Genomic DNA, 12487 nt, shown 5'->3' on the forward strand with positions numbered 1-12487 from the left:
CGTGACCTCCCGCGCCTTCCTCATCCTGCACGGCTGGGACAACTTCCGCCCGCCCGGCCACTGGCAGTTCGAGCTCGCCACTGAACTGCGGGCGCGCGGCGAACGGGTCGTGTACCCGCAGCTTCCGGACGCGCAGACCCCGAAGGTGCACGCCTGGCGGGATGCGGTCGCCGACGCCCTCGACGAGGCTGCGGAGGGCGGCGCGCGTGTGACCGTGCTCGCCCACAGCCTGGCCTGCCTGCTGTGGCTGGGCGCCCGCCCACCGGAGGACCAGGTCGAGCGGGTGCTGCTGGTCGCGCCGCCCGCGCCGTCGTTCATCGCGGACGAGGACGCGATCGCCGCGTTCGCGGCCCTGCCGCTGACAGCGCCCGGCACGCCCGCGCAGATTGCGGCATCCGACGCCGACCCATACTGCCCCGCGGGCGCGGAAGCGGAGTTCGGCGAGCCGCTGAACATCCCGGTCACCATCATCCCGGGCGGCGGCCACCTCGAGCGCACCGCCGGCTACGGCGCGTGGCCGTCCGTCCTCGCCTGGTGCCTCGACCCGGAAGTACAGCTCACGGCACGATAGCCCATCGGCAAACATGTGAGGCTTCACATATTAATGCTAAATTGCTCGTCAGGTGTCACAGCAGACACGACGAGAGGAAAGCAATGAAGCACGGAATCACCAAGAAGATTGCAGGGATCGCGATCGCGGCCGGGGTCATGAGCGGCGCGGGACTGGCGTTCGCGGCGCCAGCGCAGGCGGCGACGTATCACGTGGGATTGTCGATGTGGCAGGCCTACAATTACCCGGACTCCGCGGGAAAGGTCCGCCACTTCAACAGCACGACGAGCGGAGTCAAGTACGCGGCCTGGGCAGGAAAAGGCGGCACGTCCAAGCAGAACCTGTGCTGGGCAGGCGTGACCGGCTACGGCTTCCAGATCTAGGATGCAAGGCTTGCGCAGCATGAGTGTGCGGAGGGCGTCGGCCTGGCTGGTCGCTTGCGCCGTCGTCTCCACCATGATCGGGTGCGCTGCCACCTCGGAGGATGCGTCGGGGTCGTCAGCCGCATCCTCCGGGGATGTGCCGCAGTTCGGCGGCAAGTGGGCAGCCGAGTTCGCTGAGAACTACAGGGGAACAGACGACGAGACCGCGCGGGCGATCCTTGCGAAGGAGACCATCACCGACGCGGACTACTCCGAGATCGGTGATGCGTTCATCGCGTGCATGGCGGCGAAGGACTTCACCGTCACCATCGACGACGAATACGGTGCCTTCACCGTGACGAACTCCTTCGATGGCGAAGACCCCGCTGTGAAGGCCGCATACACGGCGTGCGCTTCCGGATTCAATGCCGTCAGCGGGCTTCGAGGGCAGATGCTGCGCAACCCCCAGCACCTCGACGAGAACACCATCGTCGCAGCATGCCTCGTCAAGGAAGGCCTCGTCGACCCCGGATATACGGCCAAGGATTACGCGCGGGACATGCAGGATTGGACCTTCCCTTTCGGGCAGGACTCGCTCAAGGCCGGCGATTGCTTTGCCGATCCCCTCGGACGCAAGCGAGCAGGCTGACCATGCCGCCACGCCGTCTCCCCGGCCGCGTCTCGCTCCTGGTGGCCGTCGGTGTCGCGACCTTGAGCGTCGGCGTCTCGATCGGGGTCGCCATCGCCCCGGCGAGCACGCCGGCAGACATCGCGCGCTCCACAGGCGCCGGTTCGGTTCCTGTCGCTGCGCAGAAGTTCGCCGATGGGCGGCAGGTGAGTCTCGCCGTCGTTTCCGGTGCGCAACGCACCCTCGCGCTGCCGCGCGACGGACGCGTGACCGCCCTGGCCTGCACCGGAGGAGGCGAGCTGGTGTCCGGCACATCTGCGGTCTCCGTCAACGACGAACCCCTCGTTTTGCTGGCGACGGGACAGCCGCTGTGGCGGGATCTCGTGGTCGGCGACACCGGGCCGGACGTCTCGGCACTGCAAGCGGAGCTCGCGCGTCTCGGGCACGACGTGGTCGCGGACGGAAAGTTCGGCCGGGGCACCCTCGACGCCGTCCGCGCACTCGCCAAGGGGCTGGGTCATGCATCGGCGGCATGGCAGGCCGCACCGGCCGACCTGTTCGTGTGGCTTCCAGCGCCCGTGGTCACCGCCGTGTCCTGCGACGCGCAGGTGGGGGATCAGATGGTGGCGGGCGACCCGCTCGCCACCCTCACGCGCGCGGTCGCGTCCGCCTCCGTGCCCGAAGTCCCCACCGACCTCGTTCCAGGCGTGCGGGAGCTGGCCGTCGACGATGCCAGGATCCCCGTGGATGAGCGGGGCGTCGTCGCCGACAGTGAGTCACTGCGTCTGCTCGCCGACACTGCTTCGTACCGCTCCGCGCTCGGCATCGGGCCGGCGAACGGTCAGCAGGATGCAGGGAACGCCGACAACACCGTCACCGTCTCGGTCGAGTTCCGGCTGGCCGAGCCGGTCGCGACGCTCGTCGTCCCGCCCGGCGCGCTGTACGCGATCACGGGGGACGAAGCGTGCATCCTGAGCGGGGAGACGCCGCACGCGGTGCGGATGGTCGGGTCGCAGCTGGGCAAGACATTCGTCCAGCTCGCCGAGAAGGCCACCGTCGCCCGCGTCGACCTCGGCGTGCGAGGTGCTCCGTCGTGCAGGTAGAGGTCACCGGCCTCACGCACAGCTTCGCCGGTTCTGCGCCGCTGTTCGCGGGCGTGACGTTCACGCTCAGGCCGAATCATGTCTACGCGCTCACCGGCCCGTCCGGTTCCGGCAAGAGCACACTGCTGAGCATCCTGGCGGGGTGGACGGAGCCGACGGCAGGCGCTGTGCGACGCGAGGGCGTGCGTTCCATCGCGTGGGTCTTCCAGAACCCGCACGGCGTCGCGGGGCGGACGGCGGAAGATCACGTCGCGCTGCCGTTGCTCGCGCGCGGGATGCTGCACGCTCCGGCACGGGAGGAGGCGCGGGAGCGCCTGGACCGCGTCGGACTGGGCGCCGTCGCCACGGCCCCGTTCCACCAGCTGTCCGGCGGGGAGGCGCAACGGCTCATGCTCGCGCGCGGGATGGCGGCCGCCCCCGACCTGCTGCTGGTGGACGAGCCGACCGCCCAACTCGACACGACCTCGTCCGACGCGGTCAACCGGGCGCTGTCCACCCTGGCGGAGGACGGCACGATCATCGTCGTCGCGACGCACGACGCACGCACCAGGGATGCGTGCACGGCGGCCATCGACCTGTCGGCCCACTGATGCGTCCCGTCTCGATCATCACGGAAGCTCTGCTCAATCTGCGCTCCGGCACGACCCGCGGCGGTGTGTTCGGGCTCGTGCTCTGCGTCGTGCTGGTGGCGCTCGCCGCCGTAGAGGTGACCAGCGTCGCCGCGTTGCAGTCCGAGGGGCGCCGCTACCGCGCATCCGGTGCTGCGACGATCGTGTACGTCGCCGACGGACGGATCGACGGCGCGGCCTGCGAGAGTCTCGCAGACGTGGAGGGGGTGCGCGCGGCGGGAGCGCTCCGGGCGGCGGACAAGGTGACGGTCGACCGGCTTCCCGGTTCGCGCATCCCGGCGTTCGCGGTCAGCCCGCGCTTCGGCGGGTTCGACTCGCTCGGCGGCGCGCACCCGGCTGCTGGGGTGCTGGTGTCGGCCGAGGTTGCTTCGACGCTCGGTTCCCGGCCCGGGGATGCGCTGACGATGCGCGAGGGCTCGACCGTCGTCGGAGGCGTCTACGACTACGCCGACGACGGCCGGACCCCTGGACTCGGCTACGCGATCCTGATGCCGACGAGCGACGCGCGCGCGTTCGACCAGTGCTGGGTCGAGGTATGGCCGCAGTCCGCGACCGTCGAACGTCTCCTCCCGACGACTGTGCGTTCCGGCGCCGGCGAGGCCGATTCGCGGCCGCCGCAGCTGCAGCAGCTCAACGCCACACTCGGGGCGCAGTTCGACGGGGCCGACCGCTTCGATGTCAGGGTCACCCGCTTCGCGACGGCGACGGCGACGGTGATCGCTGTGAGCCTGGCGTTCTTCGCCGCCTGGCGGAGGCGGCTGGAGTTCGCCGCAGCACGGCACAGCGGTGTGCACCCTGGCGACCTGGCCGCACAGCTCGTCATCGAGACGGCGGTGTGGGCCGGGTTCGCCGCGCTGTGGGCGACCGGTGCGATCGCGGTGCTGATCGTCACCGTCGGCGGTCCGGATGCTCTGCCTGCACTGTCTGCTCTCGGCGCAAGGGTCGTCGTCGCCGGAGCGGCGGCGGCTGCCGGCGGCTCCGTCGCCGGTGTGCTTCTCGCCCGCGAGAAGCAGCTCTTCGTCTACTTCAAACGCCGCTGACCCTGCCCCGGCTCCCGCTCTGCCCCCATCCCGCCCGCAAACGCATCGAGTGGTCCCGAATTGCCGTGCGCACTTTGCGCTTGCGGCCATTCGGGACCACTCGATGGGTCGCGGGCTCGGGAGGGGCGTCAGCGTACTGGCGACTCCTGCACGCGGCGGACGGTGGCGACCAGCGGCGCATACAGCGCCTCGCCGGGGGCGACGCCGGTGATCTCGGCCACGATGTCCTCCGCCGTCGCTTCGCGGAGAAGCTGCTGCAGCTCCACGCTCTGCGTGTCGTCCGGCACATCGAAGCGCAGGGCGGCGCCGACCGCAGCGAGCAGCGCATCCGGGATGCCGCCCGTGTACTCCACGTAGTCGGACGCCGGGCCGATGAACCGGTCGTCGCGGCCGAGCTTGCGCAGCGGCTCGCGGCCGACGCGAGTGACGTCGTCGACCAGGTACGGGTTCGTGAAGCGCTCCAGGATCTTCGCCCGGTACGCGGCCAGGTCGGCCGGGTCGAGCCCGTGCTTGGCAGCCAGCGCCGCCGACGTCTCCTCCAGCGCCGCCTCGGCCGCCGCGCGCACCGACGGGATCGCGATGGCCTCGCTGATCGTCTTCGCCCCCGCGAGGAAGCCCGTGTACGCGACCGTGGCATGGCCCGTGTTCACCGTGAACAGCTTGCGCTCGATGTACGGAGCGAGCGAGTCCACGAAGTGTGCGCCGGGGATGCGCGGCTCCGCACCAGCGAACGGGCTGCGGTCCACCGCCCACTCGAAGAACGCCTCGACGGTCACGTCGATCCCGGCATCCGGGTCCTGGGCGGGGACGATGCGGTCGACGGCGGTGTTGGCGAAGATCGCCTTGGCCGCCAGCGCCTCCCTGGTCTCGTCGTCCGGCAGGCCGTCCATCAGTTCGGCGGCGAGCAGGTCGGTCGCCCCGATCGCGTTCTCGCAGGCGAGCACGGCCAGGCGGGGCGCGTCGTCGGCGCGGGCGGCCAGTCCGGCCGCGATCACCGGAGCGACGAATCGCAGGATGCGCGGGCCGACCGCCGTGGTGACGATGTCGGCCGTCGCGATCTCGGCGATCAGGGCCGCCTCGTCCTTCGCACTGTCGATGGCACGGAAGCTGTCGACCACGGTCGTCTTCGACTGCTCGCCCACCTCGTGCACACGATACGAGTCCGCCGCCGCGAGCGCGCCGATCAGCTCGGCGTTGACGTCAGCGAAGACCACCTCGTACCCGGCTTCGTGGAGCAGGAGCCCCACGAAGCCGCGGCCGATGTTGCCGGCACCGAAGTGGACGGCTTTCATTCGTTCACGTCTCCGAGCAGGGCGAACAGCGCGTCCGCATCCGGCGCATCCAGAAGCTGCTGCACGTCGTCGTCCTCCGAGAAGAGGATCGCGATCTTCGACAGGATCTCCAGGTGCTCGTTGTTCTGCCCGGCGATGCCGACCACGAACCGCACCTCCTCGCCGCCCCAGTCGATCGGGGAGGCGTACCGGATGAACGACAGCGCCGAGCGCTTGATCTCGTCCTTGGACTCGTTGGTGCCGTGCGGGATCGCCAGGCCGTTGCCCATGAACGTGGAGACCGTGTTCTCCCTGTCGTGCATCGAGTCGACGTAGGCCGGTTCGACCGCTCCGGCGTTCACCAGCAGCGCGCCGGCCTCACGGATGGCGTCGTCCCTCGTGGATGCGGTCCCCGCGGCGACGACGTTCGCCCTGTCGAGAATGGTGTCGGTCATTTGTTCGCGTCCTCCGTGCTGTTCTGTTGCGTCTTGACGAGGTCGACGACCTCGTCATAGCGCGGGCTGTTCATGAAGTTGTCGACCGAGACGTGGAGCGAGTCTGGCGACTGTCCCTTCGCCCGGTCGGTGAGCTGCTGCTGCGTGATCACCAGGTCGGCCGTGCCGTCGAGGTTGCTGATGGCCTCGTTGGTCACCGTGACGCCTTCGACGCCCGCCTTCTTGATCTTGTTCCGCAGCACCGAGGCGCCCATCGCGCTCGACCCCATGCCGGCGTCGCAGGCGAACACGATGTTCCGCACGAGCCGATCGGTTGCGTCGCCCTGTGCATCCGCGGTGTCGTGCTCGCCTTCGCCGACGAGGCTGCCGAGCACGGAAGACTCCTTGCCCTTGTTGGCCGAGGTCTGTGCGACGGCGGAGGCGAGGTCGCCGCCCGTGCCGCTGGCGATGTCCCGTCTGCGGGTCGCCCGGAGGACGACGGCGGCGAAGGCGAACGAGACCGCAGCCGCTCCGATGATGGCGAGCACGATGCCGAACATGTTGTTCACCGGCGCCTGGCCGAGAATCGCGAAGATCGACCCTGGCGCGGCCGGCGCTCTCAATCCTGTGCCGAACGCCACGTTGATCGCCACACCGGTCATGCCGCCGAGCACCGCGCCGATGATCAGGATGGGCTTCATCAGCACATACGGGAAGTAGATCTCGTGGATGCCGCCGAAGAACTGGATGATGATCGCTCCGGGAGCGCTGGCGCGGGCGGCGCCGAGGCCGAAGAACGAGAACGCGAGCAGGATGCCGAGGCCGGGGCCGGGGTTCGTCTCGATCAGGAACAGGATCGACTTGCCGGATTGCTCCGCCTGGATGGCGCCGATCGGTGTGAAGACACCGTGGTTGATGGCGTTGTTGAGGAACAGCACCTTGCCGGGCTCGACCAGGATGCTGACCAGCGGCAGCAGGTGGATGCTCACCAGCCAGTTCACTCCGGCTTCGAGCGCCTTGCTCAGCCCTTCTACCAGCGGCGCGATCCCGAAGAACCCACCGATCGCCAGCAGGAAGCCGAGGATACCGGCGGAGAAGTTGTTGACCAGCATCTCGAAGCCGGCCTTGATCTTGCCGTCCCAGATCCTGTCGACCTGCTTCATCAGGTAGCCGCCGAGCGGTCCCATGATCATCGCGCCGATGAACATCGGGATGTCGGTGCCGACGATGACGCCCATGGCGGCGATCGTGCCGACAACGCCGCCGCGCACCCCGTACACCAGCCGTCCGCCGGTGTTCGCGAGGAGCAGCGGCAGCAGGTAGGTGATCATCGGGCCGACGAGGCTCGCGATGTCCTTGTTGGGGAACGGACCCTGCGCGATGAAGAGTGCGGTGACGATGCCCCAGGCGATGAACGCCGCGATGTTGGGCATGACCATGTTCGAGAGGAAGGTTCCGAACCGTTGCACGTGAACCCGTGCGCTCGTCCCCTTCGGTGTCGTCGTCTCTGACGCCGTGGACATTGTGGTGCCTCGTTTCTGTCGGGGTTACTGAGGAGGATCCCCGGCGATGGCGGCGCGAACCGCATCCCGGGCTTCTGCCGCGCCATCGGCGGCGATGGCCACCTCGGCCAGGCGCTGCGCCTGGTCGGGGGTGAAGCGTTTGATGGACATCCGAACGTCGGCGATCGCGGCCGGCGACATCGAGAGGGTGGTGGCTCCGAGGCCGATGAGCACGACGGCCAGCAGCGGGTCCGCCGCCGCCTCTCCGCAGATGCCGACCGGCTTGCCGAGTTCGCGTCCCGCCTGGCCGACTTCGCCGATCAGGCGGAGCACGGCGGGGTGCCACGGGTCCTGGAACCCGGCCACCGAGCCGAGCAGACGGTCGGCGGCGAGTGTGTACTGAGTGAGGTCGTTCGTTCCGATGGAGGCGAACGCCGACTCGCGCAGGATGCGGTCGGCGGTCAGCGCGGCCGACGGGATCTCGATCATCACGCCGACCGTCTTCAGGCCGAACTCGGTGGCGAGCTGCACGAAATACCGGGTCTCCTCGACCGTGGCGACCATCGGAGCCATGACCCAGAGGTCGGCGTCGGTGGCCGCGTCGGCTTCGGCGAGGGCGGTGAGCTGTTCGCGCAGGAGGTCTTCGTTGGCGCGGAGAGCGCGCAGGCCGCGGAGACCGAGCGCCGGGTTGTCCTCGTGTGCGTCGTTGAGGAATTCGAGCGGCTTGTCCGCTCCGGCGTCGAGCACGCGGGCGACGACCTTCTGGCCGGGGAACGCCGACAGCAGCCGGATGTACTCCGCGCGCTGCTGCTCGACGGTCGGGGCCATGCGCTGGTCGAGGAAGAGGAACTCGGTGCGGAACAGGCCGACACCCTCGGCCCCTGCATCCACAGCGCTCTGCGCTCCGTCGGCCGAGCCGAGGTTGGCGAGCAGCGGGATGGCGGTGCCGTCGGCGAGGGAGCCGGGCTCCGTGCCGCCGCTGAGGGCGGCGTCGCGCTCGGCGATGCGGGCCTCGACCTCGGCACGGCGCTCGGCGTCCGGAGCGACGGTGACGGTTCCGGAGGCGGCGTCCACGGCGATCTCGGTGCCGTCGGTGAGTGCGTCAGCACCCGCGACGCCCACGATGGCGACGATCGCTTTCTCGCGCGCCAGGATCGCGGTGTGCGACGTCGGACCGCCCTCGCGCGTCACCAGGCCGAGGACTTTGGTCAGGTCGAGGAGCGCCGTGTCCGCCGGAGCGAGGTCGTGGGCGACCAGGATGTACGGGGTGTCCGACTCCGGGACGCCGGGGGCCGGACGGCCGGCGAGGGCGGCGATGACGCGCTGGGCGACGTCGTCGAGGTCGGTGGCGCGCTCGCCCATGTACCCGCCGAGGCCGATCAGCATGTCGCGGAACACCGCGAAGCCCTCGAAAACGGCGCGCTCGGCGGTCGTGCCGGTGCCGATCCGCTCGGAGACGTCTCCGGCGAGCGTGGAGTCCTCCGCCATCATCGACTGCGCTTCGAGCACGTCGGCTGCGGTTCCTGCGACCCTGGAGGCGCGGTCGCGCAGGTCGGCGGCGACAGTGGAGACGGCGGACGCGAAGCGTGCGCGCTCCTCGTCGGGGGTGACGGCGCTCGGCGTCTGGGCGGGCTCCGGCAGCGGGTCGGACATCCGGAGGACGCGGCCGATGGCGATGCCCTGGCCGATACCGGCTCCGGTGAGGACGTCAGTCGTGGTGTCGGACATGATCAGGCGTCGTGGTCCGTGGCGAGGATCTCGGCCAGGTCGTCGAGCACGGCCTCGCCGTTCGCCGCGTCCGTGGTGAGGACGATCTTGTCCCCGTGGTCGATGCCCAGGGAGATGACGCCCAGGATGCTGCCGGCGTCGACGGTCTTGCCGCCCTCCTTGGTCAGCTTCACCGCTGCGCCGGACTTGCCGACCGCCTCCACGAACAGTTTCGCCGGGCGCGCGTGCAGCCCGTGGGTCGATCCGACAGTGATGATCCGCTCAGCCATGATGGTGTGCTCCTTCGATCCGGCACGGGAACCCTTCCCGGCCTCTCCTCGTGCTACTCATAGTGCCGCTGCTTTCGCGCCGAGTGCCAGGTCGAGCGCGGCAGAGCCGTCGATTGCAGCAGGAGAGACGCCGGGCAGCACGGCGACGGCGGCACCGGATGCGGCGGCGAGTTCACGCAGGGCAGCAACGTCCAGTGCGAGGTGCGCACCGACGAGGACGACGTCCACGCCGTCGTAGGCGGCGAGCTGGCTGGCGCTCCCCGCGACCACCGTCGCGTCGACGCCGCGTGCGGCAGCGGCGGTGCGCAGCTTCAGGGCGACGAACGTACTCGACGCGCCCGCGCCGCAGACGACCAGGATCTTCATTGATCTGCCTTGCCTTTCGAGATGGTGCGGATGGAGCTTCTTCGATGCTGGTCCGCATCCGGCGCCTGTTCCAGCAGCGTTTCTTCCTCCCGTGCGGAAAGATCGCAGGGGAGCGGGCGCCGGCGGGGCACTGGGTGGTTGACTCGTGTGGAAAGGTGGTCGCTGTGGCTCTCTCGGCGAAGCAGACGAGGATGCTGGACATCCTCGCGCGCCGTGCTGCCTGGGTGACGGCGGCGGAGCTCGCGAGCGAACTCGGCGTGACCACCCGCAGCGTCCGCAGCTACACCGCCGCGCTGAAAGACCTGGTGGAGTCCGGCCCCAGCGGATACCGGCTCGATCGTGCCGCATACGACAGGCGCATCGAAGACGAGGCCTCCGGCGCCGTGGCGGGCGACGCCGCCGACTCCCCGCAGGAGCGGCTCGTCTTCCTGGTGCGCCGCCTGCTCGACGAACCGGACGGCATCGACGTCTACGAGACGGCCGAGAGCCTGTTCGTCAGCGACTCCACCATCGAGTCCGACCTGACCAGGATGCGCGGCCTCCTCGCCGACACCGAGCTCACGCTGACCAGGCACGGCGTCGTCGTGCAGCTGGCCGGGCCGGAGATCGCCAGGCGCAAGCTGCTCAGCCGCCTGTTCCGCGACGAGATGCGGCAGGGCGTCGTCGACATCGCGCGCATCCAGGAGGCGTTCGCCTCCCAGGGGCTGGCGAGCTTCAAGTCCGACCTGGTGGAGATGCTGGACGCGCGGGGCTTCTTCGTCAACGAGTACGGGATCAACGACGTGCTGTTGCACATGGCCGTCGCCCTCGACCGCGTCGCCAAGGACCGCGTGCTTCCGGCCGCCGCCGACCCTGAGGTGAGCGAGACCATCCGGTCGCTGGCCGACGACCTCGGCACGCTCGTCACCGCGCACTTCGACGTCGTGCTCGACCCGACCGAGCTGCGCTACCTGGCCATCCTGCTGCGCACCAGGGTGATCGCGCCCGGCGCGGGCAGCGACACTGTCGCCGAATTCGTGAGCGAGGACGACCTGGCGGTGGTCCGCGGGATCGTGGCCCGCGCATCCACGGAGTACCTGGTGGATCTGCGCGACGAGAACTTCATCGTGCGGCTCACCCTGCACGTGCAGAACCTGGTGGCGCGCGCCCACGAGAAGTCGTACTCGCGCAACCCGCTCACCCGGTCGATCAAGAGTTCGTACCCGATGATCTACGAGCTGGCTGTCTACATCGCCAGCCGCCTGCAGACCGCGGAGGACATCGTGGTCAATGACGACGAGATCGCCTACATCGCGATGCACGTCGGCGCCTACCTGGAACAGCAGTCCCGGCGACGGGATGCGGTCACCTGCGCGGTCATCTGCCCCAACTACTACGACATGCACATCCTGTTGCGGGAGCGGCTGGAAGAGCGCGCTCGGCGACGAGCTCGACGTGACCAGCGTGATCACCTCGACCGAGGCCGACTGGGACGCGATCGACGCCGACCTGGTGCTCAGCACCATCGAGCCGCGCGGGCGGCGCGAGAACACGGTGATCGTGCAGCCGTTCCTCACCGAGAACGACATCGAGCGCACCCGGCAGGCCATCGCGCGCATCCGGCGTCAGCGTCGTCGCGCGCGGATCAAGAACGACCTGCTCGAATACTTCGACGACGGCCTGTTCCTGCGGAACTTCTACGCCCGCGACCCGATCGCGATGATCAGGGCGCTCGGCGACAGGATGATCGCGGTGGGGGCGATCGACCAGGATTACGTCGACAAGACGATCGAGCGCGAGCACATGTCGTCCACGGCGTTCACCGACTCGCTGGCCGTCCCGCACGCGATGACGATGAGCGCCAAGCGGACGGCCATTGCGATCGTGCTCAACGACACGGCGATGGACTGGGGGGATGCGCGGGTGAACGTTATCGCGTTCATCGCTTTCGACGCCGACGGCCGCAGTTCGTTCCAGACGGTCTTCGACCAGTTCGTCGAGGTCTTCTCCGACCGCGAGGCCGTGCAGGGCCTCATCCGCCGCGCCGACACGTTCCCGGCCTTCATCGACGAGCTCGTCCGCATCATCGACTCCTGACCCGTCCCTCCCGCCGTCCCCACGCAATCGAGTCCGGACTTATGCACGCGACTCGCCGGGGCGAGCGTGCATAAGTCCGGACTCGATGGATGCGCGCGGGGGCGCGGCGACTAGTTGGCGGTGACGGTGTACGTGACCGAGACGCCGGGGGTGCCGATGGCGACCGTGTACTTGTCGTTGGTGAGCACGGCCCTGCTGTCGGTCGCGCCGGACTGGACCGTGTATCCGGCCTTGGTCAGGGCGGCCTTCGCGTCGGCGAAGCCGGTCGTGTTCTTCGGCTGGACCGTGACGGACCAGCCGTTCTCCTTGTCGCCGCGGGCGACGATGACGATGCCGTCGACGAGCGGGACGTCGCTCTTCGGGAAGTCCGAAGGAAGCTCAGCCGACGCCGCGGCGGTCGCGGAGGCCGTCGGGGTGGAGGACGAGTCGTTCCCGCTGCCGCTGGCGCAGCCGGCGAGGGAACCGATGGTGAGTGCCGCCGCGATGACGGCCGGAACGATGAGTTTGGTGCGTGACTGCATGTCTGATT

Annotated in this window: 14 protein-coding genes and 1 pseudogene; 8 read left to right on the forward strand and 7 right to left on the reverse strand. The window is 69.3% G+C overall.

Annotated elements, in window-relative coordinates; all coding sequences use genetic code 11:
• The first annotated feature begins 1 nt into the window (after nucleotide 1).
• The 6 genes from AC37TH_RS04700 (at nucleotide 2) to AC37TH_RS04725 (ending at nucleotide 4312) form a co-directional block, all read left to right on the forward strand.
• Nucleotides 2-571, forward strand: a complete 570-nt coding sequence (locus AC37TH_RS04700; RefSeq protein ID WP_490763184.1) for an RBBP9/YdeN family alpha/beta hydrolase — start codon at nucleotides 2-4, stop codon at nucleotides 569-571.
• Between the two features lie 83 nt (nucleotides 572-654).
• Nucleotides 655-933: a hypothetical protein gene (locus tag AC37TH_RS04705; RefSeq protein ID WP_490763185.1), complete on the forward strand. Its 279-nt coding sequence runs from the start codon at nucleotides 655-657 to the stop codon at nucleotides 931-933.
• A gap of 10 nt (nucleotides 934-943) precedes the next feature.
• Nucleotides 944-1561 (forward strand): hypothetical protein, encoded by a 618-nt coding sequence (locus AC37TH_RS04710; protein ID WP_490763186.1) that lies wholly within the window; start codon nucleotides 944-946, stop codon nucleotides 1559-1561.
• A gap of 2 nt (nucleotides 1562-1563) precedes the next feature.
• On the forward strand, nucleotides 1564-2643 hold the full coding sequence (locus AC37TH_RS04715; RefSeq protein WP_490763187.1) for a peptidoglycan-binding domain-containing protein: 1080 nt from the start codon (nucleotides 1564-1566) through the stop codon (nucleotides 2641-2643).
• Nucleotides 2634-3233 (forward strand): ATP-binding cassette domain-containing protein, encoded by a 600-nt coding sequence (locus AC37TH_RS04720; RefSeq protein WP_490763188.1) that lies wholly within the window; start codon nucleotides 2634-2636, stop codon nucleotides 3231-3233. Before AC37TH_RS04715 ends, AC37TH_RS04720 begins: the two co-directional genes overlap by 10 nt.
• Nucleotides 3233-4312, forward strand: a complete 1080-nt coding sequence (locus tag AC37TH_RS04725; RefSeq protein WP_490763189.1) for a hypothetical protein — start codon at nucleotides 3233-3235, stop codon at nucleotides 4310-4312. The genes AC37TH_RS04720 and AC37TH_RS04725 overlap by 1 nt, the downstream gene beginning before the upstream one ends.
• Before the next feature lie 128 nt (nucleotides 4313-4440).
• Here the strand turns inward: AC37TH_RS04725 and AC37TH_RS04730 are convergent, their stop codons facing one another.
• Genes AC37TH_RS04730 through AC37TH_RS04755 form a run of 6 tightly spaced genes read right to left on the reverse strand, consistent with a single transcriptional unit; the run spans nucleotide 4441 to nucleotide 9882 of the window.
• The gene (locus AC37TH_RS04730; RefSeq protein ID WP_490763190.1) at nucleotides 4441-5604 is read right to left on the reverse strand and encodes a mannitol-1-phosphate 5-dehydrogenase; all 1164 of its coding nucleotides are present in this window, start codon (nucleotides 5602-5604) and stop codon (nucleotides 4441-4443) included.
• Nucleotides 5601-6038 (reverse strand): PTS mannitol transporter subunit IIA, encoded by a 438-nt coding sequence (locus AC37TH_RS04735; RefSeq protein WP_490763191.1) that lies wholly within the window; start codon nucleotides 6036-6038, stop codon nucleotides 5601-5603. Before AC37TH_RS04735 ends, AC37TH_RS04730 begins: the two co-directional genes overlap by 4 nt.
• Nucleotides 6035-7540, reverse strand: a complete 1506-nt coding sequence (locus AC37TH_RS04740) for a PTS mannitol transporter subunit IIBC (RefSeq protein ID WP_490763192.1) — start codon at nucleotides 7538-7540, stop codon at nucleotides 6035-6037. The genes AC37TH_RS04735 and AC37TH_RS04740 overlap by 4 nt, the downstream gene beginning before the upstream one ends.
• A 24-nt stretch (nucleotides 7541-7564) precedes the next feature.
• Nucleotides 7565-9247: a phosphoenolpyruvate--protein phosphotransferase gene (gene ptsP, locus AC37TH_RS04745; RefSeq protein ID WP_490763193.1), complete on the reverse strand. Its 1683-nt coding sequence runs from the start codon at nucleotides 9245-9247 to the stop codon at nucleotides 7565-7567.
• Nucleotides 9248-9249: 2 nt separating this feature from the next.
• Nucleotides 9250-9516, reverse strand: a complete 267-nt coding sequence (locus AC37TH_RS04750; RefSeq protein ID WP_490763194.1) for an HPr family phosphocarrier protein — start codon at nucleotides 9514-9516, stop codon at nucleotides 9250-9252.
• A 57-nt stretch (nucleotides 9517-9573) separates the two neighbouring features.
• Nucleotides 9574-9882, reverse strand: a complete 309-nt coding sequence (locus AC37TH_RS04755; protein WP_490763195.1) for a PTS sugar transporter subunit IIB — start codon at nucleotides 9880-9882, stop codon at nucleotides 9574-9576.
• Nucleotides 9883-10676: 794 nt separating this feature from the next.
• Between AC37TH_RS04755 and AC37TH_RS04760 the strand changes: the two are divergent.
• Both AC37TH_RS04760 and AC37TH_RS04765 read left to right on the forward strand, forming a co-directional pair.
• Nucleotides 10677-11132 (forward strand): annotated as a pseudogene (locus tag AC37TH_RS04760) (PRD domain-containing protein); the annotation flags it as partial.
• 184 nt (nucleotides 11133-11316) lie between these two features.
• On the forward strand, nucleotides 11317-11958 hold the full coding sequence (locus tag AC37TH_RS04765; RefSeq protein WP_490763196.1) for a PTS sugar transporter subunit IIA: 642 nt from the start codon (nucleotides 11317-11319) through the stop codon (nucleotides 11956-11958).
• A gap of 110 nt (nucleotides 11959-12068) precedes the next feature.
• Here AC37TH_RS04765 and AC37TH_RS04770 read toward each other — a convergent pair whose 3' ends face one another.
• Nucleotides 12069-12479 carry a hypothetical protein gene (locus AC37TH_RS04770; RefSeq protein WP_490763197.1) on the reverse strand — a complete coding sequence of 137 codons (411 nt, stop codon included), beginning with the start codon at nucleotides 12477-12479 and terminating at the stop codon, nucleotides 12069-12071.
• Between the last annotated feature and the right edge of the window lie 8 nt (nucleotides 12480-12487).

The sequence above is a fragment of the Leifsonia sp. McL0627 genome (assembly GCF_058244615.1).

Coding starts and splice junctions, on each gene's coding strand:
- AC37TH_RS04705 (WP_490763185.1), top strand. CDS start 655: ATGAAGCACGGAATCACCAAGAAGATTGCAGGGATCGCGATCGCGGCC.
- AC37TH_RS04715 (WP_490763187.1), top strand. CDS start 1,564: ATGCCGCCACGCCGTCTCCCCGGCCGCGTCTCGCTCCTGGTGGCCGTC.
- AC37TH_RS04725 (WP_490763189.1), top strand. CDS start 3,233: ATGCGTCCCGTCTCGATCATCACGGAAGCTCTGCTCAATCTGCGCTCC.
- AC37TH_RS04730 (WP_490763190.1), bottom strand. CDS start 5,604: ATGAAAGCCGTCCACTTCGGTGCCGGCAACATCGGCCGCGGCTTCGTG.
- AC37TH_RS04735 (WP_490763191.1), bottom strand. CDS start 6,038: ATGACCGACACCATTCTCGACAGGGCGAACGTCGTCGCCGCGGGGACC.
- AC37TH_RS04740 (WP_490763192.1), bottom strand. CDS start 7,540: ATGTCCACGGCGTCAGAGACGACGACACCGAAGGGGACGAGCGCACGG.
- ptsP (WP_490763193.1), bottom strand. CDS start 9,247: ATGTCCGACACCACGACTGACGTCCTCACCGGAGCCGGTATCGGCCAG.
- AC37TH_RS04750 (WP_490763194.1), bottom strand. CDS start 9,516: ATGGCTGAGCGGATCATCACTGTCGGATCGACCCACGGGCTGCACGCG.
- AC37TH_RS04755 (WP_490763195.1), bottom strand. CDS start 9,882: ATGAAGATCCTGGTCGTCTGCGGCGCGGGCGCGTCGAGTACGTTCGTC.
- AC37TH_RS04770 (WP_490763197.1), bottom strand. CDS start 12,479: ATGCAGTCACGCACCAAACTCATCGTTCCGGCCGTCATCGCGGCGGCA.